Source organism: Methanosarcina sp. WWM596 (assembly GCF_000969965.1).
Classification (GTDB): domain Archaea; phylum Halobacteriota; class Methanosarcinia; order Methanosarcinales; family Methanosarcinaceae; genus Methanosarcina.
This window is the reverse complement of record NZ_CP009503.1, coordinates 2112453-2134717: the sequence shown is the minus strand read 5'-3', so window position 1 is coordinate 2134717 and position 22265 is coordinate 2112453. Positions and strand designations below refer to the sequence as shown.

Sequence of the window (22265 nt, the reverse complement as noted above, 5' to 3'; positions counted from 1 at the left end):
ATTCACTGTCCGGTCCGAGGAATAATTTCCTTGGCGACAGGGGATTCATTTTGATTTACAGGTTAATGTCAGCGCCTCCACCAGCTTGTCTGGCAGCCCGTTAACAAAAAGAAAGAAAATTAATACTGAAGGAAAAATATTGAAAAGAAGTATTTCTCAGCTATTTTTAGTTTCTCATATATTTTTAGCTTTTTATTTGCCTTTGCCTGGGTTTTAGTCTTTTCATTTTTTGGTTTTTTCAGCAATTTTTGCGTCTCTTTTTATCCTTGTTTTCTTCTTTTCATTTTTTTGGACAGGCCGCTCTCCTGCGTCGAGCGTGGAAAGAACGACACGATACAGTTAATGACGTTGCCCAGGTTAATATTCAGGCTCCATAATTTCATGCCCTTTTTTGTCCCCACAGAAAAACCCACAGGTATTCGACCGAAATAAGTTTATTTATATTTCAAGATGTAGTTCTAAAAGATAAAAGATGATTGAAAATGAAACTTGACATCATAATCCGCAGTTTTTTGATAGCAGTTTTGATTTCACTTATAGCATTGCTTCTGGAGGCGTCTTACTACGGGCTGCGTACCGCGACTTATTCTATTACCGGTCCTTTTGTCAGTTCGGTTATAAATAGCCCATTAAATATGGCAGTACTCGCTCTAATATTCATTTCCAGCTTCGTGATGGCTTTGAACACGATATCTAAAAGAGAAAGAGCATAAAAAGAGGGTAATGGAAAAAGGTTTGATAGAGGTAAGCACACGAATCCCCCTACATTTTTTCCAGGCACAGAAAATGTACGTCTTTTTAGATCAGGTCAATGACTCTCATGATCTAAAACCAGTAAACTATTAAAAAAATATAAAAAAATTAAAAAAAGCAAATGGAAAGCAGTTTAAAGCTCGATTTCCTTAGCTATATCCTGAAAAATCTTTCCTTTATCATTCGTGATGAAAAGCCCATTTTCATTCCTGATAAGCTCTTTTTCTTTTAACATTTCCAGGTATTTCTGAGCAATGTTGAAGTTAAGATTTACCTCATAAATGATATGAGTTTTCTTTGCCCTATTATTTGCTATTTTTAAAATAGCTACTGCGATATCAGTCCTGCGTCTTCTCTGAATATTGATTTTTTCCCCCACAATATATTCAAAAATAATCTTTGCTAGAATTTCCATTCTGAAAATATCTCAAACGATGTTTTTATATGCAACAAAGATTACAAAGAGTAAATACTTCACTTTTTGTATAAAGATCTAGGAAGATCTAGGAAGATCTAGGAAGATCTAGGAAGATCTAGGAAGATCTAGGTTTTTTATAAAAAAATTATAATAAAAATGTTATAATTAAACTTTGGATTATATTGGATTTGAGAATCATGTTGCGAATCGAAGAATATGATGTACAAAGACTTCAAGCTTAAAGAAAACCCTGTTCCGGGCTTCTAACAGATACGCTGGAAAGATTATTTCATATAACAGCATTCCAACCTTGAAGAAAATTGGCTCCAAAAATTCAAAAAATATACGAATCAAGAGACAACGTCGCAAATTATAGGGCACGTATCTAAAAACGTTTATGACCGAAATCTGGAACAATCACAACTGCAAGCCGAAAAATCCGGTTTCGAATTTCTGAGAAAAACCTGGACTGCTTTTTAGCTATCAGCCATCTCTTTATCTCCTGCCTTGCAAATTTTACTATCTAAAACATTAAACTCGTTACAAAGCCGAAAATGCTTGATTTTGTACTTCAAGTTCGTAAGTATTACTTAAGAAAAGGGCTATAATGAGCTTGAAATATTTTACGTCAAACTATTTTTTGTTTGAAAAGAATTTTTGATATAATTTATTTAATATAATTTGTACTATTATTATGTACTGGAGTTGAGGAATAAAGGGGTATCATCAAAATAAACGAATCTCCCGAAGGTCGCTGCTCCTTCTTCGAATCAATGTGCTTGGGGGAGCATAATATTCGAAGAGACTGTATTGGGGAATACAGTAGATTCAGCGCTTTCGGGCATCTTCTTGCATCACATATCCTGAAGATTCTCACCAATTTGATGGTGGAAATTCAATATTCAGTTTTATTATTACAAATGAAGATTCTCACCAGTTTGATGGTGGAAATTCAATATTCAGTTTTATTATTACAAAGCTACGACTATCGCGACTATTATTACTAAGGCTAAGAGCATTATAGCGAAATAAATTATTGTGTTTTTTTCATATAGCTTACTGTTTTTACCAATATATTCAGATTCAATGAGACTATTCCATATAGTAACTATCCCACATGAAATAACATCCCAAATCATACTTCCTATTAATAACTAGAGTGTTCCACTATGGGCATATGATGGAAATAACCCACCAGGCCAATATCGAAATAATGCGCCATAAACCATGTTCTGAGTCCGTCATCGGGGTAGCCAAAAATGCAATTATAAGTGGATACTTATTATCAGAAAAACTAATATTTTCTTTAAAGACATACTCGAAAAAAACGAGGAAATGGTGATTCTGGATATAAGGGGCAACGATGAATGGGATGAGGGACACATTGAAGGAGCCAGGCACATATATGTCGGGCAAGTAGAAGATAATCTAGACAAATGTCGGGCAAGTAGAAGATAATCTATAATCTAGACAAAATTCATAAGAAATGTTTGATAGTTGTCTATCGCGGCGGTGCCTGGTGTTCCAATATGGTAGCTTCAATTTTGAAAAAAAATGGTTATAACAAAGTATACAATGTCCTTGGAAACATGACCACATGGAAGAATGCTGGGTATGAAGTCGTGAAGTAAGGTAGTGTGACTTTTAAAGGTCTCCAGAGAAAGAGTTTAGAAATCTTTATATCTCCTCTCTATTTTTTAATTAACCATGATATTACACGTTCCTCACATTCTTCTTCCAGAAGCTAACTTGAAAGAATGGGCGGTAATTGCCTGTGACCAGCATACTCAGGATATGGAGTACTGGAGAAGAGTAGAAGAATTTGTTGGAGATACTCCTTCTGCTCTTAATATTATTTATCCAGAAATATATCTCCCTTTAGATGAAAATAAAGTAAATAAGATTCATAAAGCAATGCACAATTACAAAGCTATTCTTGTTGATCATGGTCCCTGCTTTATTCTTGTAAAACGTGCTGTTCCAGGGGGTGAAAGGACAGGTCTGGTTGCTGCAATTGATCTGAACGGATACGAATACGATGAGTCCGAATCCTTTATCAGGCCGACTGAAAAAACAATCAAAGAAAGGCTTCCTGCAAGAGTCATGATAAGAGAAAATGCAGAGCTGGAGCTTACGCATGTTCTTGTTTTATATGATGACCCGAACTTTTCCATTATCCCCCTGAATACCGATGATCCGATTTATGAAGGAAACAAAGTATATGATTTTGATCTGATGGAAGGCGGCGGCCATATCAGAGGCTTTAAGATCAGTGACGAAAAGACAATTCGGGAAATTTCAAAAAGAATTCAGGCTCTTGGAACTCTCCTTGTTGGGGATGGAAACCACAGCCTTGCCGCAGCAAAAAGCTTCTGGGAGAAAATTAAAGGGACAGTCCCGGACAACCACCCAGCCAGATATGCTCTTGTCGAGCTTGTAAACCTCCATGACCCCGGGCTTACCTTTGAACCGATCCACCGAATAGTAAGAGGAGTTGACCCTGAGGAGCTGCTAAATAGGTTCAATGCAAGGATTATAGAATCTTCAGCCGGGGACTCAATTACCTGGCTTTCAGATATTAGCCACTCAATTGGCTTTATAACAAAAGACAGGCAAGGTGTCCTTGTCTTTGATAACCCGAAGCATGACCTGGAGGTCGAGACTCTTGACGAGGTTATTGACGCTTATCCGGTTGAATATGAACACGACCCTGAGGTGGTTGAGAAACTCGGTAAAGAGCCTGAAAGTGTTGGATTTTTCCTTCCGGCTTTAAAGAGAAGTGAATTCTTTGCTCTCATAAAAAAGAAGGGAATTCTCCCGAGGAAATCCTTTTCTCTTGGAAAGGAAAACGAGAAAAGGTACTATATTGAAGCGAGAAGGATTATGCCGTAATTTTTCCGGCAACTTTTTCAACCATTCTTTTCTTTTTTCAGTCACTTTTTTTCAGTCACTTTATTTCTCCATAGGACTTGCAGGATAGGCTGATCAGGACTTAGGCTGCAAGGGCTTTGCGTGCAAGCAATATCCCCTCAAGATTCTCAAGAATACAGGACTTGCGCTGCCATAGCATACAAAAAAGATCAAAAAAACCCGTAAAATCAGGGACGTTTCGTGAATCCCGGATTCGAAAAAAACGGGGTCGCAGGCTGAGTATAATTATAGGGGATTTCCACGAAAATAGTGAAGAATGTAAATATCTAACATTGTGTACAGATTTCTTGCCTAATATCTGTCCTCGTAAGTCTCATTTCTTGAGCACCGTGTTTAGTTAGCCTTATGTAATCAATGAGGTCAGTGTCTTTTTAAAATTAAAAAAATAGGTCTACGAAAACTGACTCTTTTTTCAATTTTTTTTTATATATTAACTAAATTACCTGTATCTGGTTTACAAAGGCAAAGAGTTTCACAATTTTTTTAAAATTAAAACCCACAAAAATTTGAAAAATCATTGGCATTACAAACTGTCAGAGTCCAGTACAGTCAGAGTCCAGTACAGTCAGAGTCCAGTACAGTCAGAGTCCAGTACAGTCAAATTCTGTATTGTCAAAGTCCGATATTGTTAAATTCTGTATAATGAAGGAATAACTTTTTTTACTGATATTGAATCGGGATTAATTATTTTTTCTTCTATTAGTACCACAAATTTATTTCAAAAAGGGATTTTGAACGAAAAAAATACTCCAGCTTATTTAAAAGTCATTTAATTTGACAGTCAAATTATAAATATCTCTAATCTAATAATGAATTTAGTGGTTAAACAACCAGAGGGGGAATAAAAGATACCAGATTTGATTGGACTTGCAATAGTATTTTTAATCTTGGCGCTAATTGCATATATTTTTGGTGCGAGGGGAATTGCCGGGTTATCCATGAATATCGCAAAGTGGCTTGTTATAATCTTTATTGTACTTGCGATAATTTCGCTATTCTTGTGACGGTACTCCGTATCGTACGAAGCAGAGTTAAAAGATAAGAGATGGACATAAACGGTTTTGTGTCCATGCTTCTTTTTTATTTTCAAGATCAGGGAATGAAACATTAAATTGGGGCTTTACTTGATCCAAATTTATTTTCAGGATCAGGGAATGAAACATTAAATTGGGGCTTTACTTGATCCAAATATTTTGTTTAACTACCGGTAATTTTCTATAAAATTTTTTAGAGGATATATGTATTCCTTAATTATATTTTTTAATATCTGGAGGGAGTACTTACCAGTTTCCAATAAATTAATAAAAGATGAATTCTTGCCGTCGCACAACTATAGTAGATAAAAATTAGCTTAAATGACTACACAGAAACAGGTGTATGAACCCGAAAAAAAATAATTAATGATTAATCCTCATAAAAATTGTACTATTTTCCGGACTCCCTTTTGGTGAGGTCTATAAATTTGTTAATTTATGGGTTGGCAACAGTGGGTATGCAACTGAAAAGAACATTGAAAACCCTGTAATCGGCTTTGAAATGGCCAACCTGATTGTAGAATGGATTAAGTCCGCGTTGGTCTGGAAGAATGATAATAGTCTAAAGAATGGCTGACAGCCTGTAAGAATAGTGACGACTAAGAAATAGCTGATAACCTGAAAGAATGGCTGAAACTTTCTTCCTCTTACTTTGGATTTAACTACCATACCATAATGGTATCAGGAGACTCAGATTTCCTGAGGAAATGCTCGGTTGCAAGTGCAGGAATCAGTGCAGTACTTAACTTTGTACTGATACCGCAGTATGGTATGATAGGTGTAGCAGCAGCATTTTCTGTGTCCTTCACATTTAGAGATCTTAATGACCTTGAATGCCTGGAGGTCACAGCACATGCATCTTTTTTGGTATCAGCCAGGCTCTTTTCGGAAAAGCAACTCTTCTAACAGGAACCCAGACTAAAAAATCTAAAGTAAAATTATTAAATCACTGTTGTTTGAAGACAAGTCTGTCGAAAAATCAAAAGAGATATATGTGGTGAGAGGATATACATCAATATCAAAAATTTTACAAAATAATTGAGTATAAAAATAAGAGAGTAAAAAAGGAGTGGGGACTCATGATTGGAAACAATTTTCAAATAAATAGAAGAAAAAAAGTGAAGTGTTCAGCCTGTAGAGGGTTAACACATATCTCAAGAATGCGTCCATTTCCGAAAATGAGCTCGAAAAGGCCTTCTTTGGAGAAAAAAAAGCCAACATTTGCTGAAAAAAACATACCTGATGCTGAAATGTATAATAGTGATAATTATGAGGCTGTAATGCGTCAAAATGAAAAATTTCATTTACCCCAATTAATAAGGATAAAGGCTACTGATAGAGAGGGTAACTCTATTGAAGTCATCTATTAATTGGAGAAAAAAAACAAGCTGAAGCTGTGAAGTGTAAAAAGGCAAAATTGAAACTTCATGGCTTTTTATTGATTTCCCTATTGCCCGAATTGCACTTTGGGATCGCAGGAAATCGGAGATTTTCTGGGAGTTGCGATGTAATCGCAACAGTATGTGGTCTTTTTCGCTACGCTCAAGAGGACTAATTTACAGATTTTAGCAGTGATCTTCGCTCAAGAGAACTAAATTACTATTTCTTTTACCCGTACAACCTTATTCTCTGTGCCGTGTCTTCGTTTTGTTTGATACATGGGCTTGGGCTACCATAAGCCATTAAATATATTATTTTTTTGAAGGTTGGATTGGTCAATATACAACGATTTTGATTTGTTTTTAGGTTTCCAAAATCTTATTCAACGAAAAGTTCGTCGAGGATTGCAGAATATTCTTCCGAGACGTTCAGGATAGTTTTTTCCATCTCTTCCAGCCTGGCAGTTTCTCCTGCCTCAATTGATTCGCTGTATTTGACAAGGTAGTTTTTAAATTTTACGACTTCTTCATGAAGATCTTTGTTAAAATATTTGTTCTTGTTTTTTATCAGTTTTTCGATATCCTCTATGTCCCCACGGATAAAATTTGCAAGTTTTTTATAATCGAGTTCGTCGCCATTTTTGGAGATGTGCATATGGAATACGGGGTTAGTAATATCAACTTTCAAAATTTTCATAAAAATTTCCTTGTCTTCTGGTCTCACTTTGATTGCATCGTACCAGTTAGTTATTATTTTTATGATATTACCTGCTTTGAATTTCTCATCAGTTCCCATACATAGGTATCTGAAAGAGGTAATAGATATAATTTATTATTTCTCTGATAATGAATCTTCACTATTTCCCGTGGGTAAGATCAGTTTTAATTCAAGACAGTATCTGTTTTTGTGTGGGTTAAACACACAAAAAAACGAGGAGCTATAATATATCACATCTATAGGACTTACACGCTTGAAAGGTCGAACACCGTATATTCTTTTTAAAAAATTATACAAATATAAATATATAATTATATGGATTTATGGTTGTGAAATGCCACTAAACTAAAAATTTAGCGACTTCCTGAGTCATCCTTCCCCCTACTGAGAACAAGTCATACAGGCTCTACCTCAATTCGGCACCTAACGTTTATAGCTGTACTAAAGCTGCTAGATGTTTTTCTTTCTGCAGATAATGGTCCTGCTCATGACTCTTTTATGCACTTCCTTCAAAGGCAACCTTCAGACACGGAAACACTATGGAATGAAGTAAAAAATCATGTCAAGCCTAAGGAAGGCTTTCTAATTGTTGGCGATTCAACATTAAATAAACCATACACAAAAAAATGGCTTTTGTTCGTCGTATGTGGAGTGGAAAACATCATCGTACTGTAAAAGGAATGGGTCTGGTTACCTTAGTTTGGACAAACGGTACAACCGTTATATCTATCAATTTTCGAATTTATAACATCGATGAAGAAGACAAAACAAAGAATGACCATTTCCTTGATATGCTTGACAAAGCCGAAGAACGTGGTTTTAATCCAGAATTTGTTTTGTTTGATACATGAAACAGTAGATATTTCTCCAAAAGGATGTGTGGTTCATCTCAAAGCATATGGATTTGTAAAGGGGTTTCTTTAGTTACTCTTTCTGGAATTCACAGAAAAAACAAATTACATCACTTGAGGATTCTCTATAGAGCTAAAGTAATAGGAAATAAGCACTTTAAAGACTGAAGGGCACTTTAATATAGGTTATGGAGAAATCAAAATGACCTTAGTTATCGCTTTTATAGGAAAGAATGGCGCAGTAATGACTGGAGATATGAGAGAAATTATTTTTGAGGGAGATAGCTCACAAAGGCAGAAACTTGAAAAAGAGCTTTACAGTGGGGCAATAGTTACAGACGAGGAACTTGAAAAAAAAGCAGAGGAATTAGGGATTAAAATAACGGTTACTGACTGTAAGAGCAAAGTGTCGGAGAGAAACAGCATTCTTATTGGAGAAGTCTCCTCAGTTGAAGGGGGCATCGTTAAAAAAAGAAGGCTGTATGCCTCGGCAGGAAATTATGCAATCGCTGAACTCAGGGACTCGGAACTTACCCTCACCTCACAGGGAAAAGGCAGCAATTTCATAGCTTTCGGAAATGAGTTTACAAAACAGGTTGCTAACAAGTGTTTCAAGGACAACTGGACAAAGAAAAGCAACCTTCAGGATGCAGTAAAAATCCTCATGCTCTGTATGGAAACCGCAGCAAAGAAAACAGCTTCCGTGAGCAAGCAGTTCGTGATCATGCAAACAGCATCGAATGTTGATGTTTTGAAAATTGTGGAAAAGGACAGAAATAGCTGAAAAGGCAAAAGACAGAAAAAGCAGGAAAGGCTAAAAAGCAGAAGTTGGGGGAATTGTACCGGCCTTTTCTGCTCACTCATCTACGAAAAGCTCGACAAATTCAAATTTCGTCACATCAAACAGGCCTTTATCCCCAAGTTTAAGTTCAGGAATTACCAGAAGCGACATAAATGCAAGGGTCATAAAAGGCGACTCAAGCGATGTTCCCAGTTTCCGGGCTTCCTCATTAAACAGCCGGTAACGTGAAGCTACTTCTTTTCCATCAAGGGTGCTCATAAGGCCCGCAACCTCAAGCGGAAGATCAAGAAGATTGTCTGCGGTGCCAACAACGATTCCTCCTTTGTTTTCCACCAGCCGGTTGACAGCTTCGACTATATCCTTATCAGTGGCTCCAACTGCAATAATATTGTGACTGTCGTGGGCAATGCTGCTGGCAATAGCGCCTTTCTTCAAGCCTATATTCTTTATGAAACCGATTTGAACAGGGTCATCCGCATACCTGCTCAGGACGACCATCTTCAAAATATCCCTGGAAGGATCCGAAACCAGGTTTCCTTTTTCGACTCCAGGCAGAGCCAGTTCCTGTCCTGTAACCAGTTCTCCGCCCTGGGCAACGATCACCCTGATTTTTTGCATTCTTTCCTTTGAGTCCCCTTTTTCTCCAGCCGGCACAGCGAGTTTTACATCATTAATTGAAATTTTATTTCGGTTGAACACATTTTTTGCAGGAACTTTTTCTACAGGGAAAAGAACCTTTCCGTTCTCGTAAACACATTTTCCCTCAATGAAGGTGCTCAGTACGTTGAAAGACTTCAGGTCGTCTACCATGATGAAATCTGCAGGGTCACCCTCGCGCAGCAGCCCTACATTGAGCCCGTAATGCTCCATCGGATTGATCACTGCTGCCCTGATAAGGTTATAGATGTCAAGCCCTTTTTCCTGCCCGCGCCGGATCAGTTTATCAATATGCCCTTCATAGATAAGGGTATCAGGATGGGAATCGTCGGTGCAGAGCATGACCATTTCGGGGTATTCATCTATCAGACTATACAGGGTTTCAAAATTCCGGGCTGAACTCCCTTCCCGGATCAGGACCTTCATCCCGAGCTTTATTTTTTCAGCCGCTTCTTCGTAAGTAAAACACTCGTGGTCTGTGGAAATTCCTGCCCCGATGTATTTCTGAAGATCGGCTCCTCTCAAACCGGGTGCGTGCCCATCCACGACCTTTCCGTACTTTTTTGCGGATTCCAGTTTTGCCATTACCTCGGGGAATCCCATAATAACACCAGGGAAATTCATCATCTCGGAAAGGTAATACAGGTTCTCCTTTGCCAGCAGGCGGTCTACAGCTTCCGCATCCAGGACTGCCCCTGCGGATTCGAATGAAGTTGCCGGTACACATGAGGGCACCCCAAAAAAGATTTTCAGAGGGGATTTTTTCGCATCCTCAAGCATGTAGTCAATACCTTCTTCCCCCATAACGTTTGCAATCTCATGCGGGTCGCTGACCACGGCAACCGTCCCTCTTGCAACAGCCATCCGGGCAAAAACCGAAGGCACGGTCATGGAACTTTCGATATGCACGTGGGCGTCCACAAGCCCCGGCAGGATATAATGCTCATAATCGTGTTCCTTTTCTTCAACATGAATAATCTTCCCGTTTTCAACGGCAATCTCTCCTTTGAACTGCCGTCTGGAAACGGCGTCGACAATAATCCCCAGGTACTTTTTCATGTGGATTTATTTCTCCCCAACAATGTATAAATTTTTTCCAAAAAACCAGTATTGGGAACTTGGATAAAAAAGAATAAAAAAAGAAAGATACAGGTTAATTGGTCGATTACCTTTCATCAAATACAAAAACTATAAAAATATATAGGCACTTTTTTTGTTGGCTACGAACATCGGTTTTGACCATGTAAAAGTAGCATGAAAAGAAAAATAAAAGGTACACTGTCAAATCTTCGGGGATGACTATAATTACATTTTCGCCTGTAACTGGAAAATTTCTTATCTCCCTAAGACATAACAGTACCAAAAAAGGAAAATACAAAATGAAACCAACACGAGTTCCTAAAAATCCTTGTTTTTCTTCTGGACCTTGTGCCAAACATCCAGGGTATTCTGTTGAAGAGCTGAAGGATACACCTTTTGGCCGGTCACACCGAAGCAAATTAGGCAAGGAAAAATTAGCTGAAACAATTAAAAGAACAAGAGATATGCTTGGACTTCCTGCTGATTATCTGGTAGGTATTGTACCGGCTTCCGATACAGGCGCTTTTGAAATGTGCTTGTGGTCCATTCTGGGGTGTCGCGGGGTTGATGTTCTGGTTTGGGAATCTTTCAGTAAAGAATGGGCAACCGACATCACTAAACAGTTAAAATTAAAAGATACCCGAGTTTTTGAGGCAGAATACGGGAAATTACCAGATTTAAAGAAGGTCGATTTCAAGAATGATGTAGTCTTTGTCTGGAATGGGACTACTAGCGGGGTCAAAGTACCCAATGGCGACTGGATTCCTGATAACCGGGAAGGGCTCACGCTTTGTGATGCCACCTCTGCTGTATTTGCTATGGATATACCCTACCATAAATTAGATGTCATTACCTTCTCATGGCAGAAGGTTTTAGGTGGGGAAGGTGCACACGGGATGCTGATTTTATCTCCGCGGGCGGTTCAGCGGTTAGAAAGCTATACTCCTACCTGGCCATTGCCCAAGATTTTCCGCCTGACCAAAGGTGGTAAACTGAATAAGGGGATTTTTGAAGGCTCTACTATTAACACCCCATCCATGCTGGCTAATGAAGATTGGCTGGCAACAATGAAATGGGCAGAGTCTATCGGAGGACTTAAACAACTTATCCAGCGGGCAAATGAAAATCTGGCGGTCTTTGAGGAATTTGTTGCTAAAAACAACTGGATCCATTTCTTAGCGGAAACAAAAGAGATAAGGTCCAGCACCAGTGTCTGCTTTAAAGTTGATTTACCCGACGAAAAGCTTAAAACACTGATTAAAATGCTTGAGAATGAAAAAGTTGCTTATGACATCGGTTCTTACCGGGATGCCCCTTCAGGCTTGCGCATCTGGTGTGGTGCTACCATCGAGAAAGAGGATTTGGAATGCCTCTGTGAATGGATCGAATGGGCTTACAATTCGATTGAATAATAAAATTCTTTTTGTTATCAACAAAGAAGGATTCACAAGAGATCGTTATTATCTTTTTTGTTGATAGCGACAAGACAAAAACAATAGCTAACAAATGTTTCAAAAACAACTGGAAAAACGGAAAACTGGAGATTGAGGTGAAAATCATAATGCTTGCCATGGAGACAGCGGCAAGAAAGGCAGCTTCCGTCAGCAAAAATTATATGCTTTTGCAGACAGTGTCGGAGGTTGACGTGTCCGGAATTGTCAAAAAGGATATGAAATAAGCGGTTATGGACGGAGCCACTCAAAATCATATTTAATGAAAAAAAGTAAATGAAGGGGCCCTTAAACCCTTTCATCCCCTGTTCTTCTTCAGCTTTTTTTCAACAGGCAGAATCCAACGCTTTTTCCGCTGTAATGTCCAATAGAGCCGCTGTTGATGATGGTCCTGTCAGACCCGTACAACCTCATGATGTAACCGCAGGGGTCCATTTCTTCGGTCTTCAGTGACCATACACCTTCTTCTCCGGTGGTGGAAACGACTGGAGACGGATAAGTCCGGGTTACCGAGGGAGGGGTGCTCCAACCCGAGCTTGCCGTACAGGGGGTAGTGCCTGGCTGGACACACAACTCTCCGCCATCCGCCGGGTTCAAAGGTTCGGCCCTGAGGTAGAAACTGCGGATATAGTTGTTTTTCATACTGTAGGTGCCGTGGATGATATCTCCCTGTCTGAAAGCTCCACATCCCTCTGCCGGATTTGTAACTCCATCCCGGATGTACCCGGTAATGCTCAGGTCAGGTATCGGCCATGTATTATCAATCATAACCCTTATGATCTGGTCAGTCCCATCCGCATTCAGTGCCGGATATGTTATCAATGTCATGGGGTCGAAGGCTTCCATACAAATCTCCCACAACCCATCCATGGGAGCGCTCGTAATCCACTTTGCCAGTACAAAGCCTTCCACAAAACGCCTTTCGTTTCCTTCCAGATCTTCAAGATATGTGTAATATCCGTCGGAATCAAGCTTCTGTGTGTGGTTATAGGGGCCGGTGAAACTGGAACCCACCTGGTCCACAAGTTTGACGTTGAAGGAATTGGTCAGCTGTTGCCAGGGTTCGCCCGGAAGGCTGCGGCGTACGAACACCCTGTACTTGAGGGGCATTACGCTCGTCCCGCTTCCTGTGAAGGTATTTGGCGGGAATGCAATATGTCCGCAGATGGTCACCACCCCGCCGAACGGGCTTTCGTTTGCGGTGAAAGCAGCCATTACTCCGGTACCGGTAGCAAGCCCGGTTGAGCTGTCGATGTCCTCGATCCCCATGTTGCCGACAATTGAGATGTAAGGCGTGTGGTCCCCTTCCTCGACGGTCGGGCCTGGAGGTATATGCATAAGCGTATCCCTGCGGTTACCCCATCTGGGAATATAGTTCGGGTCCCATGCAGGTGGTGCCACTTCCCATGAAAGGATTGCACGGACCTTAACAATTTTTGCTCCCTCACTGCAGGGCTTGTGGCGGCCTGTGAGGTTCACGGGCAAAAACACGGAGTACTGCAGTTTCCCCGAAGGGGTATTTTTGATATCGTGCACATTCACCACTGAGGTTCCCACATATGTCCAGCCGTCTCCGTCTCCCCAGTCTGCCCAGAACGCCACATACTCCTCACTTCCGGCGGTGCACAGGCCTCCGGAATAGCCATTTGACTTCTTGAGTTCGATTACACCGGCTAGCTCTTCCAGGTTCGCGTTCAGGCCGATGCATTTCAGCTCCTCGTATGTCGTGTCCCCTGAGGATATCGGCACGAGTCCCTCAATTATGCCAGGTACTACAGAGAGCTCAAACCCTGAATCGATCAGGGTGTCATGCAGGGATACGGTGCTGGCGGCAATGACACTTTTGCCGGATTTTTCCGCAACCTTTTGCCCGAGGGAAAGCGTATCCTTACCGAGCAGGTTCTTGATCTGTGAAAATCCGAACCTCTGTCCGGGTACTTCTTTGTCTTTGTATAGCTGGAGAAGTTTTGGCAAGCCAAGCTTTTCAGGTTCCTTGAAGGTAATTTCTTTCTCAAGGTCCACAAGCTCCAGGATATTCTCCGGGATGTTGACCGCTTCCAGTTCAAGAACATCTTTTATGAGAACAAACCTGAGGGCATCTATCTGGATATATGCATCGAGTGAATTCCCCCATACCGGTACAAAATCCGGGGTTTCAGCAGGAGGAGAGTTGTTCCAGGACAGGATTGCCCGTACTTTCGGAATGTTTTCTTTTATGCACCACTTCTTCTTAGCATCAAGAGGGATGCTTACAGCATATTCCAGGGGTTTGTTTCCGGGTATATTGTAAGCCTTGAAGCTGACCACCCCAAGGTCCTCCCATGTGTCCGTATCGTCCCAGTCCACATAGAAGCGGATATATTCGGGGGTCCCGCCGGAACAGAGATTGCCACCGTAACCGGAAGACTTTTTGATATGTATTACGGCTTCCATCCGTTCGAACCTGGGGTTAAAACCCACACATTTCAGTTCTTCATAGGTGGTCTTATTTGCCATCACCTTTACAGCTTTTAATGAACTTTCTTTCAGGTTCCCGAAATAATTGGGGTTTATCGCGGTCAGGTACTTAAAGTAAGTCCTCTCCGTTTCAGCGACCTCATATTTGCCTGAAACGGCGGATACCAGCTCAGTGAACCTCTTTGGACCCACTCCCTTAACATTCATAACTTCTTTGAGATTACTGAAACTTCCGATCTTATTTTTTTTTGTAAGTATTTTTTCAGCAACTTTTATCCCGATATCGGGTTCGTCGGGAAATTCTACGATTTTTGCAATTTCCTCTGCGTTCTCAACGGTATTCAAAAACTCAAGGATCTTTTTTTCATCCGCGGGATCCACGTCTTCAAGTGCGATTAAGGGCTTTTCTATTGATATTGTTCTTTTAGCTGTCAAAGAATCACTTCCGACACTACTAACTTTCATATATACTGCCTTTTTTGCAGCCTTGCCTACTAAATCAAGATCTACAGCCGTTAATGCCTGCTAAACGTTTTTTGGTGAAATCCCAAAAAAATAAAGTTGTCATTGAGAAAATCATTTTATACCGTTTTGCTTTCTTTTCCCACTGTCCGGACTCCACATTAACATTATTTTTATATATAGTATTCCAAATTATTAAAGTTTTTCAGTAAGTATATTTGAAAGATTCGGGCAAAAAAAGGATTAAATGCTACGCGATATGCTTAAGAAATTTTAATGTGAACAGCGGTAAAAATGACTCTGGGTCCGGGAGGATTAACCTTTTGTTTCTTTCAATTCTTTTCAAATTTTTCTTTTCAGTACCTGTTCGTGTATCCGGCAAAGCTCCGGCGGTAGTGAAAAGAAGGTTTTTTTTCGAAAAAACGGGGTCTGTGAAAGATATAAGGTGAACTACCACTCAGCTTTTGTTTGCAAATACCAAAAAGTCATACTTGAACCAATTAGCGAAGAACTCAAACAGATTATGATTGACATTTCAAAAGAGTCTAACTTTGAAATCCTTGAAATGGAAACTGACAAAGACCATATTCATTTCTTGATCAAGAGTGAGCCGAAAGTTAGCGTTTTGTCAATTGTCAGAAAATTGAAACAAGAATATACTAACAGGTTATGGAAAACTCAAAAAGAATATCTGAAAAAGTATTATTGGGGTGAGAATACGTTATGGAGTGATGGTTATTTTGCGTCTATTATCGGAAATGTTAGTAAAGAGGCGGCAGAATATTACATACGGAATCAGGGTTGAAGTTGACGCTTATATCCCCTGAGCTAAAGACTCAGGGGTTTTACGCTTCTTCATATAAACGGTCGATGGAATATTTCATGAACCCGGAGCCGTTCATACCATAGCAGAAATAATTCCATCTGACTCTGCCGTTCCATTGGATTTGATATTCAAACCAAAACTTCACTTAACTTGACATTGTCAGATTAATTATTTTATTAAATTAAAAAAGAATCCTTAATATTTGACGTTTATTCCTTTGGAAACAGGTTTATTTAATATTATTCGCCGTTAAATATATATTAAATATCTAATGCAGGTAGCTACTTTACTGTTCAAATCTGACCTTTTGTTTCGATATGTTTGCAATATAAAACGGGAAAGAGGGTTGCCATATAAGTTATTACAAATTTTTACTGGAAAGACCGCCCGTAAGCGGGCGGTGAGGACCCGAAGTTTCTATACTTAAATATCACAAATCAACCCTTTACCTGACTCTTAATTGAATCGGTATCATATCCAACCCGGGTCAGTACATCAACTTCAGACTTTTGTGGACTTCCTGTTGCCTTCGGTTGATGCAAGACAGGCTCCTGTTGAATTAAGAATTAATATTACTTACACAATTATATTCATCTCATGTTTTCCCAACCCCAAAAAGCCCGCTGGCAGTTCTGGATAGACCGCGGAGGCACGTTTACTGATCTCGTAGCCCGCAGCCCTGACGGAAAACTGATCACACACAAGCTCCTTTCCGAAGACCCTGCTCATTATAAAGATGCAGCCATGCACGGGATCCGCCAGATCCTCGGGCTTCCAAAAGATGCTTCCTTGCCTGCGGAACTGATCGAAGCCGTAAAGATGGGCACAACCGTTGGCACAAATGCCCTCCTTGAACGAAAAGGAGAACGGACTGTTCTTGCAATAACGAAAGGGTTTGGAGACGCTTTAAGGATAGGATACCAGAACCGTCCGGATATTTTTGCTCAGAAGATCGAACTTCCTGACCAGCTGTATGAAAGAGTCATCGAAGTTTCCGGAAGGTTCAGAGCCGATGGAAAAGAACTTGTAGTTCTGGACCTCGAAAGTGCTAAAAAAGAGCTTGAAGCAGCCTACAAAGCCGGGATTCGCTCAGCTGCAATTGTACTCATGCATGCCTACAGGTATCCTGAACATGAACTCAAACTAGGCAGGCTTGCACGGGAGATAGGGTTTACACAGGTGTCCCTTTCCCATCAGGCGAGCCCTTTGATAAAACTCGTGAGCAGGGGAGAAACTACTGTTGTGGATGCCTATCTTTCTCCGGTACTCCGCAGGTACATTGATATGATCCAGAAAACTCTGGAAGAAAGAGGGGCTGAAATAGAAGAAAAAGAAAGCGAAAAGGAAGGAAGTCCGGAAGAAAAAAATCCTGAAGAAAAATACAGGGGAAAAAACACTCCAAGACTCATGTTTATGCAGTCCAGCGGCGGGCTTATAGGTGCGGACACTTTTCAGGGCAAAGATTGCATTCTCTCCGGACCGGCAGGTGGAATTGTGGGGGCAGTTGCAACTTCGGAAATGGCAGGAGCAAAAAAGGTCATCACTTTTGATATGGGGGGGACTTCCACTGATGTGGCTCAGTACAGTGGGGAATACGAGCGCAGTCTTGAAACCGAGATTGCAGGTGTTCGCCTGCGTTCTCCTATGATGCGCATCCATACCGTAGCTGCAGGCGGGGGTTCCATACTTCACTACGAAGGAAGCAGGTTCAGGGTAGGCCCGGATTCTGCTGGATCAGACCCCGGACCGGCATCTTACCGAAAAGGTGGACCCCTTACGGTTACCGACTGCAATGTCATGCTTGGGAAATTGCAGCCCGAATTGTTCCCGAAGATGTTCGGACCCGATGGGGACCAGCCCCTTGACTCCGAAATCGTACGTCGGAAATTTTCAGAGATTGCAAAAGAAGTTTCTGAAAAAGAGGCTGTAAGTGGAGGCAGTGTACGGACTCCAGAGCAGGTAGCAGAAGGTTTTCTTTCAGTCGCAGTCGAGAATATGGCAAATGCCATAAAGAAAATCTCGGTCCAGCGGGGATACAACATAAAAGAATATACCCTATGCTGCTTCGGAGGAGCCGGTGCCCAGCACGCCTGCAGGGTTGCAGACAGCCTCGGGGTCAAAAGGATCTTCATCCACCCTTATGCAGGGGTGCTCTCAGCATACGGGATGGGGCTTGCAGACCAGAGGCTGATAAAAGAGAGTTATGTGGGAGCAGAACTTTCCGACGGGCTGATAGAGGAATTGAAAACAGTCTTTGCCAGGCTTGAAAATGACAGCCGCCTGATGATGCTGGAACAGGGAGTGCAGGAAGACTGCATTGCTGTGCTCTTTAAAGCCCATATGCGTTATGCGGGTTCGGATACGCAGTTAGCTGTGGATTTTGCAGATAAGGACGCCCTCAGACGCGGCTTTGAAGAAGCGCACAAGAAACGCTTCGGGTTTGTGATAGAGGGTAAAGCCATGGTTATTGAAGCCGTTTCCGTGGAAATCATAGGGATTACTGAGAGAGTTTTGGACCCTTTACTGAAAACCGAAACAAACCCTGCCTTTTCTCCCGTCTTGGTGGTTCAAATGTACAGCTATGGGGAATTCCATGAGACTCCTGTTTTCCAGAGACAGGAACTCAAACCGGGAACCTGCATAAGCGGACCTGCGATTTTTATCGAGAAAAATACGACCATTATTATCGAACCCGGCTGGGAAGGAGAGATAACGAAACGCGATCATCTTCTCCTGCATCGTAAGATTCCTCTCCCGACCCACACCGCCATAGGGACAGAAGCTGACCCTGTAATGCTCGAGATTTTCAACAACAGGTTCATGTCCGTTGCCGAGCAGATGGGCTATACCCTGCAGAACACAGCCTACTCGGTAAACATAAAAGAAAGGCTGGACTTCTCCTGTGCTATTTTTGACAGGTATGGAAACCTTATAGCAAACGCCCCTCACATCCCCGTGCACCTGGGTTCCATGGGGGAATGCGTAAAATCCCTTATTCGAACACAGTTTCAGGAAATGCAGGCAGGGGATGTCTACCTGATTAACTCCCCGTACCACGGAGGGACTCATCTCCCGGACATCACGGTTGTCACTCCGATGTTTGGCAGTTCCGGAGATGTCCTGTTTTATCTGGCTTCCCGGGGTCACCATGCCGACGTAGGAGGGATAAACCCAGGCTCAGTGCCTCCGGGCAGCAGGACCATTGAAGAAGAAGGGGTGCTCAGCGAAGGCATGAAAATAGTCAAACAGAGTCATTTCTGTGAAGAAAAGCTGAGGGTCTGGTTAAACTCGGGGAAATACCCTGCAAGAAACCCGAACCAAAATATGGCAGACCTCCGGGCCCAGGTAGCTGCAAATGAAAAAGGGCTGCAGGAACTGCGCAGGATGGTTGAAGAATTCTCCCTCGAAACCGTTGAAGCTTACATGAACCATGTGCAGGATAACGCTGAAGAGGCTGTAAGAAGAGTTATTGACAGGCTTTCCAACGGAGAATTCACCTACATGCTCGATGACGGAAGTGCCATTAAAGTGAAGGTCACCATTGACCGCAAGCACCGGGGTGCAAGGATCGATTTTACGGGTACTTCCCCTCAGCTTTCAAATAATTTCAATGCCCCTGCCTCGGTCTGTCTGGCTGCTGTCCTCTATACTTTCCGGACGCTTGTAAAAAGTGATATCCCTCTTAATGCAGGTTGTTTAAGGCCGCTTGAAATTATTATCCCTGAGGGTTCCATGCTCAAGCCAGAATATCCTGCAGCAGTTGTTGCAGGCAATGTTGAAACTTCGCAGTACATTGTTGATGCTCTTTTCGGAGCTCTTGGTACAATGGCTGCTTCTCAGGGTACCATGAATAATTTCACCTTTGGAAATTCGGATTTCCAGTACTATGAAACCATCTGCGGAGGAGCAGGAGCAGGCCCAGGATTTTCAGGGACAGATGCTGTCCATACTCACATGACCAACTCGAGAATTACCGACCCTGAAATCCTTGAAACAAGGTTCCCGGTTTTTCTGGAGGATTTTTCCATCCGGCAGGAAAGTGGAGGAGAGGGGAAATTCAGGGGTGGAAATGGGGTTATCCGAAAAATCAGGTTCCTGAAGGACATGCATGCTGCTGTTCTCTCAAGCCACAGGAAACTCCCGCCCTTCGGGCTAAATGGCGGCATGCCCGGTGAGTGCGGAAAGAACACGCTAATCCGCAGGGACGGCAGGGTTATGGAGGTTGGGGGACAGGCAGAAATTAAGCTTAAAAACGGAGATGTTTTTGTTATCGAGACGCCGGGTGGAGGAGGATATGGTGAGAAGCACAAACAGGAGAAAAAAGAACAGAAAAGTAGGAACAGAAATGTATCAGATCTAAAGTGAATATACTAGAATTGAATAAGACTCAATAAAGAATTCCCAGCATAAGTAATGTAGAAGAAGCCTGAAGACGCTGCATTTACTGTATCCCCCATACAGTCTCTTCGAATATTATGCTCCCCCAAGCAAATTGATTCGAAGACGGATCAGCGCCCCCGGGGTGTCTTTTATTTTTATTCCAGGGTATCTTTTATTTTGATGATGCACCAACTCTATTTCCCAACTCCATTTCCTAACACCAGCATCTAATAATTTGATAAATCATTTTCAATTTTTTATATAAAAATTTGTTTTTAAGTGAAAAATAGTTTCATGTGTTTTATTTTAATACCATTAAAATTTTTGATATAACATAACCATTTGATTATATAAAAATATCAAATCAGAAACAATCTTTCGCATCAATTATGATATATATCTCTGAGACATTATAGAAGTATAGATTAAGAGTAATAGGGTTTCCTCTTAATCTTTGGGTTGGATACAGGTAGGAACCTGAGAATAGGGCTCGGGACTCAAAACCCTACTAACTACTTCTTAACTAATTTTCTGAAACATTCCGGAAAGCGTGGGAAGAAGTAATTGAGGAATACAGAGAAAGACTTAAGGTGCAGGTGAGGTTTTAACATGGAAAAAGAGACATATCGTGAGGCATATCTTACATTTGAGGATCATGAGGATTTCCTGAGGACTCTTGAAGAAGTGCTCCTGGATAGGAAGAGATTACTTACAACGCTTGCAAGAGCATAATCACTTTTTCTGCAGCAGCCATTTTTTCTTGTGGCTTTTGAGCAATTTCACTGTAATTCTTATGAATCAAGAGTATTGAATGGTCATGAATCGAATGGTCATGAATCGAATGGTCATGAATCGAATGGTCATGAATCGAATGGTCATGAATCGAGTAATGTATTTTTGAGGTTTTTTATTACTTTTTGGTTTTGAATCGATTGCCGTTAATTTCCAGGGGCTAATGACTGGTGACCCCGGAAGATATTAATAAGTATCAAAATTTATAGCCATCAATTCAAGACAGTTTACCAGGAATCTACCTCAATGTCTTGAAAAGATAGCTTTATACTTTTTTTAGGTTAATTTGCTGTCTTAGACTTAGTTGCTGGCTAGATGTTAAGGTTAGTGCCAGCGACCCCAATGCCTCTGGCCGCCCCGGCCACCGCAGTGACCCCAGCGACACCAGTAGCCCCAGTGCCCCCAGCCGTTTCCATATCTCCACATATCATTTACCTCCATGGTTTTACATTTCTTATTATTTTCTTTTTGCATAGAAAAGGTGAACGTTTCAAGATTAGAGTGTATAATTCTCCAATCAAACTTTTCATCCACCCCTGATACTTCCCTGGCAACTTTTTTTAGAAATAATGCTTGTTACTGATTGTCATTTGGAGAGGAACAAATTTGATTGCCAGAATGTATGAATAAAATTATATATATAATAACAGACCATATAAAAGTGACAGAATGACTGTTTCTTAATATAAATAATCATTTAAAAATTGAGTAAATCCTCTCTCAACAAAACATGCTTATTTTACACTTAATCTACAGGTTCTAATTCTTTTAAAGCTCCCAATAGGAAATAAGACTTTGTTGTCTTACCAAATGGTTCTGTATCAGTACATACTAGTTTTACTTTCGATAAAAGAAGCGAAGTCAATGAGCTTAATAAGGTTTTAGTCGTTGAACTTAAAAAGGGTAAATGGGAAATTGGTAATGATAAATAGAGACAAGTAAAAGATTATGCAATGGAACTTAGAAAGTGTGGCATTGGGGTTAGCACTGAGACAAGGATCCAATGCTTCTTAAAAGGTGCCAGCGTAAATCCTGATTGTACTCCTGGCGAGAGGGACAAAGGTGCAATTTCCATAATACCTTGTGCATATGAAATAATTTTGAATAGGGCGAAAGCAAGGACATTTTACCTTATTACTAAAATAAAAAAACTAATTAAAATAACTAATAAGCAAAACTCTAATAAAATGTGATCTGACTGGATTGACGGTTAAAAATTCTGAATAGGCAGGCATTTTTCTTCTAAAAAGAGGCTATTTTTTATATATGTCTCG

General features: G+C 40.9%; 21 protein-coding genes. 16 read left to right on the top strand and 5 right to left on the bottom strand.

The genetic code is table 11. The annotated features are described in order from the left end of the window. Positions 1-119 precede the first annotated feature (119 nt). Positions 120-245 carry a hypothetical protein gene (locus MSWHS_RS21990; RefSeq protein ID WP_255350497.1) on the bottom strand — a complete coding sequence of 42 codons (126 nt, stop codon included), beginning with the start codon at positions 243-245 and terminating at the stop codon, positions 120-122. 237 nt (positions 246-482) lie between these two features. Here MSWHS_RS21990 and MSWHS_RS19305 point away from each other — a divergent pair, with 237 nt between their 5' ends. Continuing rightward, a complete protein-coding gene (locus tag MSWHS_RS19305; RefSeq protein ID WP_082088077.1) occupies positions 483-713 on the top strand; it encodes a hypothetical protein in 231 nt (76 codons plus the stop codon). A gap of 173 nt (positions 714-886) precedes the next feature. On the opposite strand, the gene MSWHS_RS09330 is transcribed toward MSWHS_RS19305, so the two are convergent. Continuing rightward, entirely contained in the window at positions 887-1168 is a 282-nt protein-coding gene (locus tag MSWHS_RS09330) for a winged helix-turn-helix domain-containing protein (RefSeq protein ID WP_231585362.1), read from the bottom strand. A 1338-nt stretch (positions 1169-2506) separates the two neighbouring features. Here MSWHS_RS09330 and MSWHS_RS21515 point away from each other — a divergent pair. The 7 genes from MSWHS_RS21515 to MSWHS_RS09310 all read left to right on the top strand — a co-directional run bounded on the left by MSWHS_RS21515 (position 2507) and on the right by MSWHS_RS09310 (position 6506). Then, a complete protein-coding gene (locus tag MSWHS_RS21515; RefSeq protein ID WP_231585361.1) occupies positions 2507-2629 on the top strand; it encodes a rhodanese-like domain-containing protein in 123 nt (40 codons plus the stop codon). Between the two features lie 32 nt (positions 2630-2661). Then, positions 2662-2802 (top strand): rhodanese-like domain-containing protein, encoded by a 141-nt coding sequence (locus tag MSWHS_RS21510; protein ID WP_231585360.1) that lies wholly within the window; start codon positions 2662-2664, stop codon positions 2800-2802. A gap of 76 nt (positions 2803-2878) precedes the next feature. Then, the gene (locus MSWHS_RS09325) at positions 2879-4063 is read left to right on the top strand and encodes a DUF1015 domain-containing protein (protein WP_048127710.1); all 1185 of its coding nucleotides are present in this window, start codon (positions 2879-2881) and stop codon (positions 4061-4063) included. 896 nt (positions 4064-4959) lie between these two features. Further along, positions 4960-5106, top strand: a complete 147-nt coding sequence (locus tag MSWHS_RS19295) for a DUF1328 domain-containing protein (RefSeq protein WP_226990838.1) — start codon at positions 4960-4962, stop codon at positions 5104-5106. Between the two features lie 403 nt (positions 5107-5509). Then, a complete protein-coding gene (locus tag MSWHS_RS19290; RefSeq protein WP_082088227.1) occupies positions 5510-5713 on the top strand; it encodes a PGF-pre-PGF domain-containing protein in 204 nt (67 codons plus the stop codon). Positions 5714-5811: 98 nt separating this feature from the next. Continuing rightward, positions 5812-6042, top strand: coding sequence for a polysaccharide biosynthesis C-terminal domain-containing protein (locus MSWHS_RS09315; RefSeq protein WP_048127712.1), 231 nt, complete (start codon positions 5812-5814; stop codon positions 6040-6042). A 173-nt stretch (positions 6043-6215) separates the two neighbouring features. After that, positions 6216-6506 (top strand): hypothetical protein, encoded by a 291-nt coding sequence (locus MSWHS_RS09310; RefSeq protein WP_048127714.1) that lies wholly within the window; start codon positions 6216-6218, stop codon positions 6504-6506. Between the two features lie 388 nt (positions 6507-6894). Here MSWHS_RS09310 and MSWHS_RS09305 read toward each other — a convergent pair whose 3' ends face one another. Further along, positions 6895-7311 (bottom strand): hypothetical protein, encoded by a 417-nt coding sequence (locus MSWHS_RS09305; RefSeq protein ID WP_048127716.1) that lies wholly within the window; start codon positions 7309-7311, stop codon positions 6895-6897. 548 nt (positions 7312-7859) lie between these two features. Here MSWHS_RS09305 and MSWHS_RS20280 point away from each other — a divergent pair. After that, the gene (locus MSWHS_RS20280) at positions 7860-8084 is read left to right on the top strand and encodes a hypothetical protein (protein WP_156151210.1); all 225 of its coding nucleotides are present in this window, start codon (positions 7860-7862) and stop codon (positions 8082-8084) included. Positions 8085-8286: 202 nt separating this feature from the next. Then, positions 8287-8868, top strand: a complete 582-nt coding sequence (locus tag MSWHS_RS09295) for a DUF2121 domain-containing protein (protein WP_048127718.1) — start codon at positions 8287-8289, stop codon at positions 8866-8868. 72 nt (positions 8869-8940) lie between these two features. On the opposite strand, the gene ade is transcribed toward MSWHS_RS09295, so the two are convergent. Further along, the gene (ade, locus tag MSWHS_RS09290) at positions 8941-10602 is read right to left on the bottom strand and encodes an adenine deaminase (protein WP_048127720.1); all 1662 of its coding nucleotides are present in this window, start codon (positions 10600-10602) and stop codon (positions 8941-8943) included. Between the two features lie 320 nt (positions 10603-10922). Between ade and MSWHS_RS09285 the strand changes: the two genes are divergently transcribed. Both MSWHS_RS09285 and MSWHS_RS09280 read left to right on the top strand, forming a co-directional pair. Then, the gene (locus MSWHS_RS09285) at positions 10923-12035 is read left to right on the top strand and encodes a phosphoserine transaminase (protein WP_048159607.1); all 1113 of its coding nucleotides are present in this window, start codon (positions 10923-10925) and stop codon (positions 12033-12035) included. Between the two features lie 11 nt (positions 12036-12046). Next, the gene (locus tag MSWHS_RS09280) at positions 12047-12301 is read left to right on the top strand and encodes a DUF2121 domain-containing protein (RefSeq protein WP_048127723.1); all 255 of its coding nucleotides are present in this window, start codon (positions 12047-12049) and stop codon (positions 12299-12301) included. A gap of 88 nt (positions 12302-12389) precedes the next feature. On the opposite strand, the gene MSWHS_RS09275 is transcribed toward MSWHS_RS09280, so the two are convergent. Continuing rightward, positions 12390-14966, bottom strand: a complete 2577-nt coding sequence (locus MSWHS_RS09275) for a hypothetical protein (RefSeq protein WP_048127725.1) — start codon at positions 14964-14966, stop codon at positions 12390-12392. A 472-nt stretch (positions 14967-15438) separates the two neighbouring features. Here MSWHS_RS09275 and tnpA point away from each other — a divergent pair, with 472 nt between their 5' ends. The 4 genes from tnpA (at position 15439) to MSWHS_RS09260 (ending at position 22184) form a co-directional block, all read left to right on the top strand. Further along, on the top strand, positions 15439-15798 hold the full coding sequence (gene tnpA, locus MSWHS_RS09270) for an IS200/IS605 family transposase (RefSeq protein WP_082088079.1): 360 nt from the start codon (positions 15439-15441) through the stop codon (positions 15796-15798). A gap of 618 nt (positions 15799-16416) precedes the next feature. Further along, positions 16417-20184, top strand: coding sequence for a hydantoinase B/oxoprolinase family protein (locus tag MSWHS_RS09265; protein ID WP_048158961.1), 3768 nt, complete (start codon positions 16417-16419; stop codon positions 20182-20184). A 624-nt stretch (positions 20185-20808) separates the two neighbouring features. After that, positions 20809-20931: a hypothetical protein gene (locus MSWHS_RS21985; protein WP_255350498.1), complete on the top strand. Its 123-nt coding sequence runs from the start codon at positions 20809-20811 to the stop codon at positions 20929-20931. 1013 nt (positions 20932-21944) lie between these two features. Further along, positions 21945-22184, top strand: a complete 240-nt coding sequence (locus MSWHS_RS09260; RefSeq protein ID WP_048127729.1) for a hypothetical protein — start codon at positions 21945-21947, stop codon at positions 22182-22184. Positions 22185-22265: the final 81 nt, after the last annotated feature.